At 44.8% G+C, this 17,984-nt stretch carries 19 protein-coding genes; 4 read left to right on the top strand and 15 right to left on the bottom strand.

Features of this window, described 5'->3' with window-relative positions; translation table 11 throughout:
- The first annotated feature begins 13 nt into the window (after nucleotides 1-13).
- On the top strand, nucleotides 14-580 hold the full coding sequence (locus GA693_RS02500; protein WP_160241498.1) for a PilZ domain-containing protein: 567 nt from the start codon (nucleotides 14-16) through the stop codon (nucleotides 578-580).
- On the opposite strand, the gene GA693_RS02495 is transcribed toward GA693_RS02500, so the two are convergent.
- Nucleotides 568-1,491: a DMT family transporter gene (locus GA693_RS02495; RefSeq protein ID WP_160241499.1), complete on the bottom strand. Its 924-nt coding sequence runs from the start codon at nucleotides 1,489-1,491 to the stop codon at nucleotides 568-570. The genes GA693_RS02500 and GA693_RS02495 overlap by 13 nt on opposite strands.
- A 5-nt stretch (nucleotides 1,492-1,496) precedes the next feature.
- Complete coding sequence (locus GA693_RS02490; protein ID WP_005176559.1) at nucleotides 1,497-1,964, bottom strand: YaiI/YqxD family protein; 468 nt, start codon at nucleotides 1,962-1,964, stop codon at nucleotides 1,497-1,499.
- Nucleotides 1,965-2,228: 264 nt separating this feature from the next.
- Here GA693_RS02490 and GA693_RS02485 point away from each other — a divergent pair, with 264 nt between their 5' ends.
- Together GA693_RS02485 and GA693_RS14750 are read left to right on the top strand one after the other, a co-directional pair.
- A complete protein-coding gene (locus tag GA693_RS02485; RefSeq protein WP_075168247.1) occupies nucleotides 2,229-3,161 on the top strand; it encodes a hypothetical protein in 933 nt (310 codons plus the stop codon).
- Nucleotides 3,162-3,559: 398 nt separating this feature from the next.
- Nucleotides 3,560-3,700 (top strand): hypothetical protein, encoded by a 141-nt coding sequence (locus GA693_RS14750; RefSeq protein ID WP_005176552.1) that lies wholly within the window; start codon nucleotides 3,560-3,562, stop codon nucleotides 3,698-3,700.
- A gap of 62 nt (nucleotides 3,701-3,762) precedes the next feature.
- Here GA693_RS14750 and serC read toward each other — a convergent pair whose 3' ends face one another.
- The 7 genes from serC to GA693_RS02450 form a co-directional block, all read right to left on the bottom strand.
- Entirely contained in the window at nucleotides 3,763-4,842 is a 1,080-nt protein-coding gene (gene serC / locus GA693_RS02480; RefSeq protein WP_045795159.1) for a 3-phosphoserine/phosphohydroxythreonine transaminase, read from the bottom strand.
- Between the two features lie 294 nt (nucleotides 4,843-5,136).
- The gene (locus tag GA693_RS02475) at nucleotides 5,137-5,568 is read right to left on the bottom strand and encodes a DUF3887 domain-containing protein (RefSeq protein WP_160241500.1); all 432 of its coding nucleotides are present in this window, start codon (nucleotides 5,566-5,568) and stop codon (nucleotides 5,137-5,139) included.
- A 68-nt stretch (nucleotides 5,569-5,636) separates the two neighbouring features.
- Nucleotides 5,637-8,600 (bottom strand): DNA gyrase subunit A, encoded by a 2,964-nt coding sequence (gene gyrA, locus GA693_RS02470; protein ID WP_160241501.1) that lies wholly within the window; start codon nucleotides 8,598-8,600, stop codon nucleotides 5,637-5,639.
- A gap of 339 nt (nucleotides 8,601-8,939) precedes the next feature.
- Entirely contained in the window at nucleotides 8,940-9,590 is a 651-nt protein-coding gene (locus tag GA693_RS02465; RefSeq protein WP_160241502.1) for a hypothetical protein, read from the bottom strand.
- A gap of 181 nt (nucleotides 9,591-9,771) precedes the next feature.
- Complete coding sequence (locus tag GA693_RS02460; protein ID WP_005176532.1) at nucleotides 9,772-10,704, bottom strand: FAD-binding protein; 933 nt, start codon at nucleotides 10,702-10,704, stop codon at nucleotides 9,772-9,774.
- Between the two features lie 18 nt (nucleotides 10,705-10,722).
- Nucleotides 10,723-11,472, bottom strand: a complete 750-nt coding sequence (locus GA693_RS02455) for an electron transfer flavoprotein subunit beta/FixA family protein (RefSeq protein WP_005176529.1) — start codon at nucleotides 11,470-11,472, stop codon at nucleotides 10,723-10,725.
- Between the two features lie 500 nt (nucleotides 11,473-11,972).
- Nucleotides 11,973-12,578 (bottom strand): LysE family translocator, encoded by a 606-nt coding sequence (locus GA693_RS02450; RefSeq protein WP_016659994.1) that lies wholly within the window; start codon nucleotides 12,576-12,578, stop codon nucleotides 11,973-11,975.
- A gap of 113 nt (nucleotides 12,579-12,691) precedes the next feature.
- Between GA693_RS02450 and GA693_RS02445 the strand changes: the two genes are divergently transcribed.
- Nucleotides 12,692-13,186 (top strand): Lrp/AsnC family transcriptional regulator, encoded by a 495-nt coding sequence (locus GA693_RS02445; RefSeq protein WP_045795165.1) that lies wholly within the window; start codon nucleotides 12,692-12,694, stop codon nucleotides 13,184-13,186.
- An 82-nt stretch (nucleotides 13,187-13,268) separates the two neighbouring features.
- On the opposite strand, the gene GA693_RS02440 is transcribed toward GA693_RS02445, so the two are convergent.
- The 6 genes from GA693_RS02440 to lptM all read right to left on the bottom strand — a co-directional run bounded on the left by GA693_RS02440 (nucleotide 13,269) and on the right by lptM (nucleotide 17,886).
- Nucleotides 13,269-13,640, bottom strand: coding sequence for a hypothetical protein (locus GA693_RS02440; RefSeq protein ID WP_034597425.1), 372 nt, complete (start codon nucleotides 13,638-13,640; stop codon nucleotides 13,269-13,271).
- A 214-nt stretch (nucleotides 13,641-13,854) separates the two neighbouring features.
- Nucleotides 13,855-14,781: a tyrosine recombinase XerC gene (locus GA693_RS02435; RefSeq protein ID WP_160241503.1), complete on the bottom strand. Its 927-nt coding sequence runs from the start codon at nucleotides 14,779-14,781 to the stop codon at nucleotides 13,855-13,857.
- A 35-nt stretch (nucleotides 14,782-14,816) separates the two neighbouring features.
- Nucleotides 14,817-15,440: an alpha/beta fold hydrolase gene (locus GA693_RS02430; protein ID WP_228718904.1), complete on the bottom strand. Its 624-nt coding sequence runs from the start codon at nucleotides 15,438-15,440 to the stop codon at nucleotides 14,817-14,819.
- 89 nt (nucleotides 15,441-15,529) lie between these two features.
- On the bottom strand, nucleotides 15,530-16,375 hold the full coding sequence (gene dapF, locus GA693_RS02425) for a diaminopimelate epimerase (RefSeq protein ID WP_016659990.1): 846 nt from the start codon (nucleotides 16,373-16,375) through the stop codon (nucleotides 15,530-15,532).
- A gap of 13 nt (nucleotides 16,376-16,388) precedes the next feature.
- Entirely contained in the window at nucleotides 16,389-17,633 is a 1,245-nt protein-coding gene (gene lysA / locus GA693_RS02420; RefSeq protein WP_016659989.1) for a diaminopimelate decarboxylase, read from the bottom strand.
- 22 nt (nucleotides 17,634-17,655) lie between these two features.
- A complete protein-coding gene (lptM, locus tag GA693_RS02415) occupies nucleotides 17,656-17,886 on the bottom strand; it encodes an LPS translocon maturation chaperone LptM (protein WP_016659988.1) in 231 nt (76 codons plus the stop codon).
- Nucleotides 17,887-17,984 lie beyond the last annotated feature (98 nt).

Genomic DNA, 17,984 nt, shown 5'->3' with positions numbered 1-17,984 from the left:
GAGGTAATACATTATGGAAAATTTACAGCATCAAAACGCTCAAAATGAACGTCGCGTGATGTCACGTATCGATGCTGCGTTGAGAATCAACTATCAGCTTATTTCTGATCAAGTTGCTCTTAATGATCCTTACGATCCTAATTTTATGTTGCCGCGTTATTTTCTACTACTCGCTGAATTAGATCAATTTGATCATGCGCTTAACTACGAATTAGAACAATTATCTGAAAAAGATCAACAAATTGCTCGAATCTTATCCTTATTCAACCAAAAATTAAACCTGATTACCGGTTCTTTATACGATGCAATTGTACAAAGCATGTTACCTGTACCGGAACAGGTCAACTTTTCCGAAAACGGTTTAAGCTTCTATAGCGAGCGTGAAATTGCCGATGGCAGCTATATTCACGTGACCTTAAGTCATCCGGAAAACTTCTTTCATATTGCTGCAACTGCCCAGGTGGTCTATAGCAATGCCGAAGATAATGGCCGCTATCGTACCGGGGCCTATTTTATTACTTTACACCCGCAAGACCGCAGCAAACTGGCCGAAGTCATCCAGCAGTGTCAATCTAAATAAGTTTCAGGATGTGCCTGTTTACGTGCCAACGCCCGGCTTGCACGTAAATCATGGAAGAAATATAAGAACAAGCCAAACAATAAGACCAAAGCTCCGATCAGCACTGTCAAGCTCAGGGCTTCCTGATTCAGAAATGCACCAATTAGCAGGGCCAGCATTGGGGTCATGACAGTGGTCAGTGACAATGTGGTCGCCTGAATATTCTGTACCAGCTTAAAATAACAGAACATGGCAATCAGTGAAGCCATCACCACCGTATACAGTAAAGAGAATAAAGCCTTGGTTTCCGGAATTTCAGTCGGTGCATAAGGCCAGATTATTGGCAACATCAAAATTGCCATCAAGGTTGAAATCAGGATTGAACCAGTGGCCTGTGCCACAGGTTCCACCTTGGCATTCACTTTTTTGACCCAGAAAATGGACATGGCATAAATCAGCACGCTCAGCAGCATCAGACCAATCCCGACCGGCTGTACATGCTGGTTTTCTCCGCCCAAACAGATAATGCCCAGTCCCAGTACCGCAACCAGCATCCCGAACCATTGCAGTTTTTTCAGGCGCTGCTGAAAGGCAAAACGCCCAATCAGGCCGGCAATAATCGGCGCCAGACCAAACATCAGTGCAATCATGCCCGAACTTAAATAGCTGGTGGCCAGATAGGTAAAAATCTGGGAACCAAACAGGCTGCAGGAACCCGCCACATAACTGTGCAGAGCAGTCTGATCAACCGGAAAACGCACTTTGAGTAGCAATAAAAAGACAAAGGCCAGCGGCAAGGCAATAAAAAAACGTAAAGCCAGCGCCCACAGCATATGCAAATCCGACACACTCCAGACAATCCCCAGCGGTGTCGAGGCCCAGATAAACACCAGCAGCATATAAGTCAGGGCAATATTATTTTTTGAAGGCATGTAATTCAGCCGGTTTTACGTTTTTGTTTTTGAATGGTCTGATCCAGACTGCTGGAAAATTCACGTTTATCGCGCTCAGAAATTGGCGGTGGCCCACCGGTCTGCACGCCAGCGCCGCGTAGAGTATCCATAAAATCACGTAAATGCAGCCGCGCTTTAACATTGGCAGTGGTATAGATTTCACCACGTGGATGAATCGCAATACCGCCCTTTTCAATCACCTGCGCTGCCAGTGGAATATCCTGAGTTACCACAATATCGTTGGCCTGCATCCGCTCAACAATTTCCTGATCGGCCGCATCTGCGCCGCTCATGACCTGCAGGGATTTAATCCGCACCGATGGAGTAATGCCCACATTCTGATTGGCTACAAAAATTACTTCGAGCTGATAGCGGTCAGAAGCCCGGATAATCACATCTTTTAAAATTCTTGGTAAGGCATCGGCATCCACCCACAGCTTAAATGGCAGCACTTTCAATTCCGGCAATTTTGATGTCCCTAGTGTAGCAAAATTCACTCAACGCCGCGGCGGGAAATACAGGCTTTTTCACCAAGATGCTGCTAGAGTAATAACACGCTGGATCAGCTGATTGTGCTTAAGCAGCTTAAGCTCATCTTTTGACTTTTCTCATCATTTCGGGCATTTTCAAAGGAGAAATCGGTGCCCAGACTTGAAAAATTTAAAACACCCTCGATTAAATAGATTAAGGCCACTCGACATTCTCTTAACGTGCTTATGAAAAATCAGAACAGACCAGACATTATTACCATTGAAGATCAAAGTTTTGGCAGCCATGTAGAGCATTGGACGCTGCTCACCGATCAGCCGAATGTTGATGTTCCCAAATGGTTAGGTCAGGCACTGGATGCACCCATCATGCCAATGGGGCTATGCGCACAAGAATGTGATATGGATGACAGCACCTGGCTGATTCAGGGTCCGGTCAAACAGCCGATTCAACTGGCGCAGGTCATTGCCGTAGAGGCCAATCAGCCGAAAGCGGTTAAAACGGCCTTTCCATGTTTTGAAAGCCCGTATAAAACCCCGGTGACCATTGAACGGATTATTAGCTGCCCTTCCAATACCCAGGCGGTTTTGGGATTAAATCTGGGTGAAAACACCACGGTCTATGCCTTTGACAGTCTGTATAGCGTCAATCACCACCAGTACCAAAAAGACCAGACTTATATCGCGCATCTGAATGGTTGGGCTTACGAGCTGGAAGCCGTGGCAGAAGATGAGCAACTGATTGTTGATGATCCGGCCTCGATTAAACATCACCGTGCCTTAAATGATATTCTGGCGGCCAATAATGGTGTTGCCCCGGCCAATTTGCAGGAACAGATTGATGCCTGGGAGCCAAAATCTGAAGAAGATAAAGCCCCGGTGACCGTGAATTTCTCCAAAATGGTGGCCTATTTATATGGTGAAGTCTTAGGACAGGAAGATGAAGCCTGGTTCCAGGGCAATGTGGTCGGTAAAACCCAAGCGCAATTTATGAATCAGGATTACACCCTGTATGATGTCTGCCTGATTCATGAAGACAACCAGCCAGCCACTTTAATCCGTATTGCGACCAAAGAACCCAAGTTTGCTGATTTTGAAATTGGCCAGTTCATTCGCGGCAATATCTGGATTCAGGTCAGTATTTACGCGAAAAAACAATAATTTATATTTAAAGAAAGACCTGCTTCAATATGAGCTTTCAGCTTGAAGCAGGTCTTTTTTGTATCTTTTGAATTTATTTGATTATATTTTATCCACAGTTTTATTCTAAATAGCACTATTTTAAATTCAAAAATCACTTATTTATCCACAGTTTTAAATTTTAAAGCTTATTATTTAATCTCTATTGATTTTCATAGACTTAGATTAAATCTGTTTAAAAATTGAATATTGAATAAATCCGGTCAACAGAATGAAGAGATGATGTTCTGATTTTAAATCGGCTGAAAAGTTTATTAAGGAAAATGTATTTAGTACTTTATTTAACCAATTTTTTATGTTAATAATATGTGACAAATCGAAAGTATCAACGATAAATAGATCACTGGAATATAATATCTATGAAAATCGTGCAAGAAGAAAACTTACAATCTGTTGAACATCAAATGGGTCAGCGTTATCGTCTGGATAAAATGTCCTGCCTGTTTTTTGTTCTGGGCATGATGATTTCTGCCTACCTGCTGCATCAATTTATTTTTTAATCCGTATTCCATATCCCATAAAAAAGCCCATCCTGATGATGGGCTTTTTCGTATACGCTGGATTAGCCGTTGCGTTTGGCAAAGTCATCCATAAAGTTAACCAGTGCCTGAACACCTTCAAGTGGCACGGCATTATAAATGCTGGCACGCATACCACCAACTGAACGGTGACCAGCCAGATTCAACAGATGATTGGCTTCCGCTTCTTGCAGGAACTGTTTTTCCAGATCGGCATTGGCCAGCGTAAATGGTACGTTCATGATCGAACGGTTGGCTTCAACAATCGGGTTGGCGTAGAAATCGCTTGAATCGATATAACCATAAAGCAGTTTGGCTTTTTCAAGGTTGGTCTGATGCATGGCATCAACCCCACCATTTTCCAGTAACCATTCAAAAACCAGACCGGATAAATACCAGGCATAGGTCGATGGCGTATTCACCATTGAACCATTTTTTGCCTGATCTGAATATTTCAGGATGCTTGGAATTTCCGGCTTGGCCTGATCCAGTAAATCTTCACGGATAATCACCAGGGTTAAACCTGCCGGGCCAATATTTTTCTGTGCACCCGCATAAATTAAACCAAACTTGCTAACATCTAGCGGTGCAGACAGAATGCTAGATGAATAGTCACACACCAACGGCTTGTCGGTTTCAGGAATGCTGGCAAATTGCAGACCACCAATGGTTTCATTGTCGGCATAATGCACATAAGCTGCATCTGCAGATAAATCCCACTCGCTTTGCGCGCTAATCGCATGTTTACCATCAATCTGAATACCTGCGTTCACGACATGAATATCGCCATAACGCTGTGCTTCTTTTAATGCTTTTTCAGACCAGATACCGGTATGGATATAATCGGCCTTGTTATTTTTACCGAGCAGGTTTAATGGAATTGCCGAGAATTGTAAGGATGCCCCACCCTGCAAGAACAGTACTTTATAGTTCTCAGGAATGTTCATGAGTTTGCGTAAATCGGCTTCTGCTTTTTCTGCAACCGCAACATAATCTTTGCTACGATGGCTCATTTCCATGATCGAAAGGCCTTTGCCGTGCCAGTCCAGCATTTCTGCTTGAGCTTTTTCTAATACGGCAGTGGGTAATGCAGCAGGGCCAGCACAGAAGTTGTACGCGCGCATGATTTTTCCTTGTCAAGGTGAAACACAATAAAATAGGCATTTAACCACATCTTGCTCGGGCTTGCACAAAATTATTTCAATCTTGGCACGCAGATACAGTCGAAAAATCAATATAGATTCACAAGATAATTTGAAATTTTCCAGCAGATTGGAAACCTATCTCACTCTATATCTAGCCCAATGTGGATGACCTCTTTCTATTACTTAAATACATTTTGCACTGATCTTGAATATATATGCAGTAATAGGCAGTGATCTGGCAAGCGCAGTAAAATGTAGTGATTAAGAGTGCACTCACTCACCAAATACCTGAATATTCAAGTTGCGGATTTTACTGCTACCGCCCGGCTGGTCAAAGCTGACGTCATATTGCACCAGATTTTTCGGATATGCATATTCATAGCTAATCTTGTACTGACCCGGCTGATTACTACCGGTTTCAATACTTTTGGTCATCAGGGTACGCGATTTATATTCGCCTTTTGGAATCACCTTGGCAAAGCGTTTCATGACTTTCTGGTTGTCCTGAAAATGGCTTTTGAGTTCTGGTTCGAGATGATTCAGAAACTGCTCGAACTCGCCATCACGTAAATTGTCATAGGCCGCCTGTGCCACCTGCTCCTGCTGCGGACTCGGGTTTGGAATGGCGTCCATGGCTTTTTGACCCAGCTGATCACATCCGGCCAAAGCCAGAACACTCAAGCCCATCCATAATTTAAGCTGCATATTGGGTTATTCCTGTACGGTACTGTGTAAAAAAGGACGCCGAAGCGTCCTTTTCATGAGAAGAGAAATTATTCTTCAGCCGGTTTTTCATCCTGCTCAGCAGATGCTGCATCGGTCTCTAGCGTATCTAAAGCTGTATTTTCATCAGCTAAATCTTCAGAAAATTCATCTTCTTCCACGGCTTCAATCGCTTCTACACCCACCAGCGTTTCGTTTTCACCTAAACGGATTAAACGTACACCTTGCGCATTACGACCGGTTTCCGCCACTTCCGAAGCACGGGTACGTACCAGCGTACCGCCATCCGAAATCAGCATCAATTCTTTCGAAGCATCAATGGCCACCGCGCCGACCAGTTCACCGTTACGTTCAGAGGTCTTGATTGCAATTACACCCTTACCGCCACGTTTTTTGGTCGGGAAGTCATCGACCGGAGTACGTTTACCATAACCATTGGCGGATGCACACAGCACTTCACCGGTTTCTGGCACCACGACCAGCGACACAATCCGGCTAACAAAATTGCTATCGGTTGCATCATCTTCGCTATCGGCTGTATCGTCTTCGGCCTCTTCCGCTTGAGCTGCACCAATGGTGACACGCATACCACGCACACCTTTGGCTGAACGGCCCATGGCACGAACATCAGTTTCAGCAAAACGGATTGCCTTACCTTCATTCGAGAACAGCATGATCTGCTGCTCGCCATCGGTAATCGCCACGCCAATTAGGGTGTCTTCTTCGTTCAGTTCAATGGCACGTAAACCGTTAGAACGCACATTGCTGAACTGCTCCAGCTCGACACGTTTAACCGTACCAGACGCTGTTGCCATAAACACATAGAAGTTTTTGCGCAGATTTTCAGCCTGCTCGGCAAATTCTGCAACAATTTCATCATCCAGGTCTGTGGCTGACAGCTCTAGGCCCAGCTGCTTTAACTGAACACGCAAGGCATCCGACAGATCATCACCATCTGCCAGTTCTGCAAATGCGGCTTCAAGTTCGGCATAATGGCTAGCAATTACTTGATTTTTCTGTAATTGTACTGAGTTGGCTTTCACAAAACTACGGAAATCGGCCAGACGCTCTTTGAATTTCTTCGGTGCATCAATTACTGGCAGAATCGCGGTAATGGTTTCATTGGCATCTAATGGCAACAGGTTGACCATTGGACGGCCTTTCGAACCACGTGAAGCTTGTGGCACTTCAAATACTTTCAGGCGATAGACCTTACCGACATCGGTAAAGCACAGTACGGTCGCGTGGTTCGAGGTGACAATTAAATGTTGGATATAATCATCTTCTTTCATGCTTGTGGCAGACTTACCACGACCACCACGGCGCTGAGCCTGATAATCGGATAATGGCTGAGTTTTGGCATAACCGGATTGTGAAACGGTTAACACCACCTGCTCTTCAGGAATTAAATCTTCTCGCGAGAAGTCGATGCGGGATTCAACAATTTCAGTGCGACGTGCATCGCCATATTGCTGCAATACCAGCGCCAGCTCTTCACGAATCACCGCCATCAATAAATTAAAGTCATTTAAAATAGCAGTGTATTCAGCGATTTGCGCCAGAATTTCAGAATATTCTGCATGTAACTTGTCTTGTTCCAGACCGGTTAAGCGGTGTAAACGCAGTTCCAGAATCGCACCGACCTGCGCTGGAGAAAGACGGTAAACATCTCCATCCAAACCAAATGGACGGCTTAAATCTTCACCTTCAATTTCATCCGGGCGAATAGACACGGAACCAGCTTTTTCCAGCAATGCCACCACACCACCAGCGGCCCATTCGCCAGCCTGTAAACGCTCACGCGCTTCGGCCGGGTTGGCAGAAGTTTTAATGGTTTCGATGATGGCATCAATATTCGCCAAAGCAACGGTCAGACCTTCCAAGATATGACCGCGTTCACGTGCTTTGCGCAGTTCATACATGGTACGGCGAGTCACCACTTCCTGGCGGTGACGGATAAACGCAGCAATGATGTCTTTCAGGTTCATCAGTTTTGGCTGGCCGTTGTCGAGGCAGACCATGTTGATACTGAACGAGTTTTCCAGCTGCGTGTTCAGGAACAGGTTATTGACGATGACTTCAGCGTTCTCACCACGTTTCAAGTCAATCGCAATGCGCATACCGTCTTTATCGGACTCGTCACGTAACTCCGAGATTCCTTCCAGTTTTTTCTCTTTAACCAGTTCAGCAATACGCTCAATGGTTTTGGCTTTGTTAACCTGATACGGAATTTCAGTAAAGACAATGGTGGTACGACCAGATTTCTGGTCTTCTTCAAAATGATATTTACCACGGATATGCAAACGGCCTTTACCGGTACGGTAAGCATCGACAATGCCCGATTTACCGTAAATGATGCCGCCTGTCGGGAAGTCTGGACCACTGATGTGTTCCATCAGGCCTTCAATGCTGATATTCGGATTATCGGCATAGGCCAGGCAGGCATTAATCACTTCGGTAAGGTTATGCGGTGCCATGTTGGTCGCCATACCGACAGCAATACCGGCAGAACCATTCACCAGCAGGTTTGGAATACGGGTTGGCAGAACGTCAGGAATACGCTCCGAGCCATCGTAGTTATCGACCCAATCTACGGTATCTTTTTCCAGATCGGCCAGGAGTTCATGGGCCAGCTTGGTCATACGTACTTCGGTATAACGCATTGCGGCCGCACTATCGCCATCAATCGAACCAAAGTTACCCTGACCATCCACCAGTTGATAGCGCAGACTGAAGTCTTGCGCCATACGAACGATGGTTTCATAGACTGCAAAATCGCCGTGTGGATGGTATTTACCGATCACATCACCCACAACACGGGCAGACTTTTTGTAGGCTTTGTTGTAGTCATTGCCCAATTCGTGCATTGCATAAAGCACACGACGATGAACAGGTTTTAAACCATCTCGTACATCTGGCAATGCCCGTGACACAATCACGCTCATTGCATAATCGAGATATGAATGCTTGAGTTCATCCTCAATGGCAATCGGTCTAATTTCCGATACGCTCATGCATACTCCTTGTTATACAAGCAGATTTCTGCCCGCATTTTATATCGTAAATTTGGCAAAAAATTTAACTCAAAACTTGAGTTAAAAAACGAAAATTTAGCTGGGAATTATAGCATAAATAGTCCTATTTTTGTGTCATCCTGTTCATCTTAATCTCGTTAATTTTCTAATGTTTAATGATTAAATTTTAACTCATTTTCAAAAAACCGAATTTGTAGAACTTGATTCACTTTTTATCAGAATAAGCCAGCCCCGGATTTTGCATTTCCCATTAAAAAAGCACGTCAATCTGCCCCAGATTGACGTGCTTGATCCCAGCAAAGCGATGTTTTAATTGGGCTAGTTGAGTACTTTCCGGTAAGTCATGACCGCAACCACCAGCAAAATAGGCAATAGCATCTCTACGCCTTCTTCAATGGTCATAATAATGACCTCGGTATGCTGCATCAGCTTGATATTAAAGTCTTCATTTAAAGTCGAGCTGGTACGGTCCAACAGCTTGCTCAAACCACCACACAATACCGTCAAGGCAATAAACAGGTAGGCAATATTCGGATTCGACTTAAATTGACGAATGGCCTGCACAAAAATCTTGGCCAGATTGAAAAATACGAAAATAATCGCCAATAGCAAGATAAAACCTAACAGCTTGTCCATAAAAGGAATTTCTGCACTGCGATAAAAATTGGTTTTAATAAAGCTGTCATCGAACAGACGTTTATGAAAATCCATTTCCCTTAAGCCCAACAGCGCAGCGCCCAAAGCGGTAAAAATACGTGTCTTTAACTTCAGCTCCGTATTCAGCACACACAGTACAGCCAGCAAATACCAGAGCCAGGCACTAAAGGTCTCAAACGGTCCCGACTCGCTAAACAGGAATTGAGTCACTTGAACAGGTGCAAATAAGGCGGTATGAACACAAACACCAATATAAATGCCGATCAGCAGAAAACTGATAAATAAGATGTGAGCAGTTTTGGACAGGGACATTACAACGCGGGATAAAAAATGAAAGGCGAATTCTATCACTTTTCATTCAAATGAAACACAAATCTTTTATAAGACACAGTCATCCTTATTTTCAGGCATAAAAAACGCCCCTGAACAAAACAGCAAAGTAAAAACTTTTACTGCTTGCGCAAGAGCGTCCTTTTTAACCGAAGTTCAGGAATTAGATTTTAGAAACCAATTCTGGAACTACAGTGTTCAAGTCACCTACTAACCAGTAGTCAGCTACTGCGTTAATTGGTGCTTCTTCATCTTTGTTGATCGCAACGATCACTTTAGAATCTTTCATACCGGCCAAGTGCTGGATCGCACCTGAGATACCCACAGCGATGTACAGATCAGGCGCAACAATTTTACCTGTTTGACCAACCTGCATATCGTTTGGAACGAAGCCCGCGTCAACCGCTGCACGAGATGCACCTTGTGCTGCACCCAGTTTGTCTGCCAGTGGATCAAGTACTTTGTGATAGTTCTCACCTGAACCTACACCACGACCACCAGATACTACAATACGCGCAGCTGTTAATTCAGGACGTTCAGATTTCACGATTTCTTCGTTCACAAACTTAGAAATACCTGCATCGCCTGTAGATGCCGCAGCTTCAACCGCAGCTGAACCACCTTCCGCAGCAACCGCATCAAATGCTGTACCACGTACAGTACCGACAACAATTGCTTCTGAAGATTCAACAGTTGCAATCGCGTTACCGGCATAAATTGGACGCTTGAATGTATTTGGACTATCTACTGCAATAATGTCAGTAATCATGCTGACATCCAGCAATGCTGCAGCGCGAGGTAAAATGTTTTTACCTGTTGTTGTAGATGCTGCAAGGATATGGCTATAGCCTTTACCCAATTCAGCAACCAGTTTTGCTACGTTTTCAGCCAGCTGATTTGCATAGGCAGCATCATCAGCCAGTAATACTTTGCTCACGCCCGCAACTTTAGCTGCCTGATCAGCAACTGCTTGCGCGCCAGAACCAGCAACCAATACAGTGATATCACCACCGATTTTTTGAGCTGCAGCCACAACGTTTAACGTTGCACCATTTAGTGCTTTGTTGTCGTGCTCAGCGATAACTAAAATACTCATGATTTATATCCTTCTGTATTAGATCACTTTCGCTTCATTTTTTAATTTTTCAACAAGCTCATCTACAGACTTCACTTGTACGCCCGCTTTACGTTCAGCTGGTGACTCAACTTTTACAGTTTTCAGTTTAGTCCCGGCTGATACACCGTAATCTGCAGGAGACTTGGTATCCAGCGGTTTTTTACGCGCTTTCATAATGTTTGGAAGTGCCGCATAACGTGGCTCATTCAAACGCAAGTCAGTCGTGATGATTGCTGGCAGTGATAATTCAACAGTTTGTAAACCGCCATCGATTTCACGTGTCACTTGTACTTTGTCGCCGTCTACTTTCACTTCAGAAGCGAATGTACCTTGACCTGCGCCCAGTAAAGCACCCAACATCTGACCCACCTGGTTTGAGTCATCATCGATTGCCTGTTTACCTAAAAGGATCAGTTGTGGCTGCTCTTGCTCAACAACACCTTTTAAAATTTTAGCCACTTCAAGTGCGCCAATTTCATCTGCAGTTTCAACTAAAATACCGCGGTCAGCACCAAGCGCCATAGCAGAACGGATTTGTTCCTGCGCTTCTTTAGGACCGATAGAAACAACCACGATTTCTGAAACTGTTCCTTTTTCTTTTAGACGAACCGCTTCTTCCACGGCGATTTCACAGAATGGGTTAATTGACATTTTAACGTTAGTAAGGTCAACCCCACTATTGTCCGGTTTAACGCGAACTTTAACGTTGGCATCAACCACACGTTTTACAGCAACAAGAGCCTTCATGTAATCCTCGGCTGTTTTAGTAAATGTAAAAGATGAGAAAAGTTAAGATAACTCTTCACTTAAATTTTTGTAGGTGTCTTATCTTGCAATGGGTTTGGCATTTCGGTCAAGTCACAATTGCCCAAGAAGCTGTAAAAATGCGTAAAAATAGCTGAACGTTGCGTTCATACTTTTTTCATCCAGCTTAACCCAGCTATATTTCAGCCAGATTAAGCTATATTTTAACCATTGATTTATATTATCTTTTTATCTTATGTATCACATCAGTTGTTCTGATTAACTAGCCAGCACAATAAAATGAATTATTATTCATTTTTTAACATAGCAGACCGAAACCTGGCTATTTTGATGTCATTTAGGATAGCAGTTTGTATCCCCTGCCAGACTTTGGTCTAAGATGACCATCGGTTCATTTCTGTTTTTGTAACAATTCTCTTTTTCACGCTCTCCATATAAAAAAGCATGTCGACCTAGGACATGCTTTTTCTAAATTTCACAGCTTAATTGACCATTAACCAGCTGGCCGCCAGCGCCAGTAAACCACCAGATGTACCATCAATCCACTTCTGTTTACGTTCATCCAGCTGGGTTTTCTGGGTGATTTTGGCAAAGATCAGACTTAACGCGCAGTACACAATAAAAATCAGCCCAATAAAAATGCAGGATAATAACAAGCCTTGAGTAACGGTATTTCCAGTCTTATCAATAAACTGCGGTAAAATCGCAAAGTAAATCAGCATACCTTTCGGATTCAACAGTGCCGTAAAAAATCCTTTGCGCACCGGATGACTGCTGCTGCGACTTTCAATCGCCAGCTTTTTCTTGCTCAATACCGACTTGAATAAACCCACCGCCAAATACAGCAAATATGCAATCCCTAACCAGCGAATCGCTTCAAATAATAGCGGAAAGGACACAATAATCGCGGCAATTCCCAACGCCACCAGAATCGAATGCACCAGATAACCACTACACACGCCGACTGTGGCCATCATGCCTGCTTTTGCATCTTTACCCATCACTTGCGACAAAATGAATAACATATCCGGCCCCGGCGTAAAAATCAGCGGCAACACAGTCAATGCAAAAAGTACCCATACAGACATTTCCTTTTTCCCGTCGTACTTGAGAAAGTGAAAATTAGTATCTGCGAAACGCTATAAAATAGGATTTCAAATATTCTATAATCTAAATAATTTTTCAAATTATCTTCTAATTTATGAAGCAATATCCAAAGTCTGTTCGAATAAAGCTGGATCGCATCGACAAAAATATCATTCGAGCTTTACAGAACAATGGCCGCATTCAGAATAACGATTTGGCCCGTGAAATTGGCCTGTCGCCGTCCTCCTGCTTAAGACGGGTGAAAATTTTAGAAGAAGCCGGAGTAATCCAGAATTACACTACGGTGGTGGACCCGCATAAGATTGGGTTTCAACTGATTTTATTTTCCCGGATCTGGCTGGTCGGGCAGGATGCCGAAACTATTGATACCTTCATTGAGGCGATGAAAGAATTACCGCAGGTGATGGAGTGCTATATTATTTTGGGGGAATGCGATGCGATGCTGAAAGTGGTGGTGCCCGATTTAGAAAGTTATCGTAAATTTCAGTCCACCCATTTAACCAAAAAAAATGGCATCACCAGTGTCAAAACCGATTTGCCAAGTCAAATTATTAAACAGAGTTTTCAGCTGCCGCTGGAAGATTTATAAGCCTAGCCGGCGATTTTGAAGATTGTTAAGTTGCAGCACGCAAGATAACCTTCTCTTGCTATGCTGCACGTAGTGCTTATGTTTAAGCCTGCTGACCATCCAAAAAGTCGCGGTGCACGTGGCTTAAATCAATCAGGTCATATTCAGCCAGATTAAACACTTTCCAGACCTGCATAAAATCTTCAGTTGCATCGACGGTTTGGGTCAATTGCTGGCTTTCCTGCCACTGACGATCGGAAATCCATAAATAGCCTTGACCTGTTTCCGTATGAACTGCCTGCACCTTACCTTGTGCGTTAATGCCTTGAATCACGGCCTGTTCAGGTAAAATGGCCTGCATGGCTGGCAGGTTAATTTCCACAAAGTGTTTCACCTGTCTTAAACCATAACCGGCAAAAATTTCTTTTTGCGCCGGACTCAGCTGTTCATATTTTTGTTGAATATCCGAAATCATATCTATGCCTTTACATTTTTCCCAAATCATCAATCAGGTTGGGTCCTCGGAATTTTTGTGCTCGTTCTGAATATTACTCGAGTCAAAAATTAACCCTCTTTATACGCCATCTCCACCTTTATTTTTATTCTACAATGGTGGCACATGCTCATGCCTGACACCTCTATTCTAGTCTTTCACCCGTGAATTGAAAGTCCTTTTCACTTGCCTCAATTCAGCCCTGCTCTTTGCGCTGCGCCCTTGGATGAGCCTGATCATAAACCTGCGCCAAATGATCAAAATCGACATGGGTATAAATTTGTGTGGTGGTCAAATTACTGTGCCCCAACATCTCCTGCACCGCACGCAAATCACGGCTATTAGATAACATGTGACTGGCAAAACAATGTCGCAATAAGTGCGGATGCAAATCGACATTGACACCAGCACGCTGGGCCTGCAATTTGACCCGGTTTTCAATTTGCCGCGCACCGAGTGGTTGTCCTTTTTCCGTAATAAACAGCTGCGCATCCGGGACAAAATCACCCTGCCACAGCGGATAAATCTGTAGCCAGCGCATCACACTGCCTTTGGCTTTAGAACCAAACGGTACCACCCGGGTTTTATTGCCCTTACCGGTAATCCGCAATAACTGCCGGTTAAAATCCAGATCTTTAATTCTTAAGCCCTGCACTTCCGCCAGACGCAATCCACTGGAATACAGCAGCTCCAAAATCGCTTTATCACGAATCCAGAGCTGTTTTTGCCGCTCTGACTCCGGCTCTGGCTGATCTAAAATCTGCTGTACCGTTTCAATATCGACCATGCCCGGCAAAGGACGTGGCTGACGTTTTAACTGAAAATCATCAGCCGGATTAAACGCCAAATAACTCCCCTGTTCAGCCCATTTCATAAACTGGCGAATAGAAGACAACATGCGCTGCAAACTGCTGGAACTCAGCTGCTGCTCTTCGACCTTATACGCCAGAAACTCACGTAAGTCAGCGGTTTCCACATCGGCCAGCGGCATGTTTTTCTGCTGACAAAAATGAAGGAAATCACCAACATCACGTGCATAAGCATGCAAAGTATGTGCCGACTGATGCTGGATTTCGCGTTGTTTCAGCCACATCTCCAGTAACTGTTCAGCACTTAACTTCATCACACCATCCTATGTTCTGGTAAAAAAATCGTCTTTTAAAAAGTAGCTTTACAAAAATAGTCGTTCAAAAAACGGTTAATTTCCCCGGCGACACGTTCAGCCTGCGAGGATGCAAACCAGTGATCAGCATCGGGCATAATCACCAATCGGGCATTCGGCAACTGCCGGGCCAGAAACTCACCAACGGCAACCGGACTCAATTCATCCTGATCGGCCCAAAGCAATAACACCGGCAGATCAATACTGGCCAATTGTTCCGGATGATAATAGGTCTGATCTTCCACAAACCACTGCGGCAGTTTGGCCCATTGCAGGGGGGCAATCTCACGCCAGTCTTCGGCCTGAAACGGAGTCAAATCCAGTCCACCCGAAGTAGCCATTAACACCAAGGCCCGAAGTCTATTCGACTGCTGCAATGCAGCGGCTATGGCCAACACTCCGCCCATCGACTGGGCAATCAGAATGCTGTCCTCTTCAATCTGACTGATCACCCGCGTTTTCAGATCGGCCAGACTCTGAATGCTGGCATCAGGTTCTACCCCATCAAAACCAGGATAAGCAATCACGGTTTTCCGGGCCAATGCTGGCAACCGAGCCATTAACGGCTGCCAGAATTGCTGACTTCCTGAGGCACCCGGCAGAAAAACAAGTTTGTGCATCATCATGGCTCTGCAGGCAAAACTCAAATCATCCTAACATAAAAAAGCACCGTGAATAGAACGGTGCTTTTGTATAGGAGATAGTCAGATTAGCCCTGGAAATAACGTAAATCCAGACGGCCTTCATAGACATTGGCAGTTGGACCGGTCATCCAGACCACATCGCCTTCTTTCCATTCGATCTGTAACTTGCCACCCGCCAGCTCAATTTCAACTTTGCTGGCCAGTAAGCCACGGCGCATCCCGGAAACCGCTGCCGCACACGCGCCCGTACCGCAGGCCAACGTTTCACCGACACCACGCTCAAACACACGTAAACGGGCATGCTGCTCATCCAGAATCTGCATAAAGCCGGCGTTCACGCGCTGCGGGAAACGCTCATGCGATTCAATTTGTGGACCTAAACGTGCGACATCAGCCGTCAGAATATCCTGCACAATGGTCACGGCATGTGGATTCCCCATATTGACCACATCAATGCTCAGCTTCTCTTCATTGGCCAGCATCAGGTCATATAAGTTATCCGGTTCATCGGCAATAAACGGAATTTCTTGCGGCAGGAATTTCGGCTGCCCCATATTTACCCGCACCCAGCCATTTTGACCCAGTTCCGGCTCAACAATCCCGGCTTTGGTTTGCACCTTGATTTTGGTTTTGCTGGTCAGCTGGCGCTCATGCACAAAACGCGCAAAACAGCGTACGCCATTACCACACTGCTCGACTTCTGAGCCATCGGCATTAAAAATACGGTATTTAAAATCGGCATTCGGAACATCAGGTGGCTCAACCACCAGCAACTGGTCAAACCCCACACCAAAGTGACGGTCGGCCAGACGCTGAATGGTCAGGCTATCGAAATAGGCGCGCTGGCTGATTAAATCAACCACCATAAAGTCATTGCCCAGACCATGCATCTTGGTAAATTCTAAAAACATCCTGATTTACTCCTTAAGGCAATAAACGCTCACGTTCCCAGAGTGATTCAATAGTTTCACGTTCACGAATCAGATGTGCCTGATCACCATCGACCATCACTTCTGCAGCACGGCCACGGCTGTTGTAGTTGGAGCTCATCACAAAACCATAAGCGCCGGCACCCAGCACCGCCAGTACATCGTTTTCCTGAATGGCCAGATCACGCTCTTTACCAAGGAAATCACCTGTTTCACAGATGGCACCGACTACATCCCACTGTTGGGTTTCGACATCGGTACGTGGCGTCACCGGCTGAATGTCCATCCACGCTTCATATAAAGCAGGACGAATCAGGTCATTCATTGCCGCATCAATAATTGCAAAATTACGGTGATTGGTCGGTTTGAGTAAATCGACTTTGGTCAGCAGCACACCGGCATTGGCGGAAATACTCCGGCCCGGTTCCATATACACTTTCAGGCCCAGTTTTTCTAAAGCCGGGCGCAGTGCATTGGCATATTCTTCGACCGATGGCGGAGTTTCATCTTTATAGGTCACGCCCAAACCACCACCAATATCAATATGTTTGAGTGTGATGCCCATCTGTTTCAGCTGCTCAATCATCAGCATGACCCGATCCAGCGCATCGACAAAAGGCTGGGTTTCGGTCAGCTGTGAACCGATATGGCAGTCAATCCCGACAATGTCCAGATTAGGTAACGACGCTGCATATTGATAGGTATCAAATACGCTATCTGATGGAATACCGAATTTGTTTTCTTTTAAACCGGTTGAAATATAAGGATGGGTTTTGGCATCGACATCCGGATTCACACGTAAAGAAATTGGCGCTTTAACCTTCAGTTCAGCCGCCACTTTCTGAATCCGATCCAGCTCTGCATAGGATTCAACGTTAAAGCAGGCAATGCCCACTTCCAGTGCTTTTTTAATGTCAGCTTCGGTTTTGCCTAAACCTGAGAATACAATTTTCGAAGCATCGCCACCGGCTTTCAACACGCGCGCCAGCTCGCCGCCGGTCACGATATCAAAACCCGCACCGAGCTTGGCCAATACATTCAGCACCGCAATATTGGAGTTTGACTTGACCGCAAAACAGATTTGATGGTCGATAAAGCCAAAAGCACGATCCATATCTAAATAATGCTTTTCAAAGGTTGCTTTTGAATAAACATAAAGTGGTGTGCCAAATTGCTGCGCCAGCTGTTGTAAAGAACATTGTTCGGCGTGCAAAACCCCATTGATGCGGGTGAAACTCATGAATGTATCCTTTCTATGAACGTTAAGGTGTCGTCGTGGAATTCGAAGCTACAGGTGCAGCAAACTGTTGCTGTACCGGTGCAGGTGTCGGCTCTTCAGGATGTTGCTCTGAATCGACATTGGGATATAACAGATATTTGGCACGTTTGTCGTAATTTGGATCACTCGGCAACTGTAAAGCTCCCGATTGACCACAACCGACCAGTACAAAACTGGCTGTCAATAAACTGATGCAGCAAATGACAGAACGCATCTGACCACCTATTTAAAATTTTCCATGAAGTATAACGCGATCACTGCTGTGACCAAAGTGTTAAACGCTAGAGATTAGCCTGTGCCATAAAAAAACGC

This window comes from Acinetobacter indicus (assembly GCF_009914475.1).
GTDB lineage: Bacteria > Pseudomonadota > Gammaproteobacteria > Pseudomonadales > Moraxellaceae > Acinetobacter > Acinetobacter indicus.
Note: the sequence above shows the minus strand (reverse complement) of the source record. Positions and strands in the feature narration are given on the sequence as shown.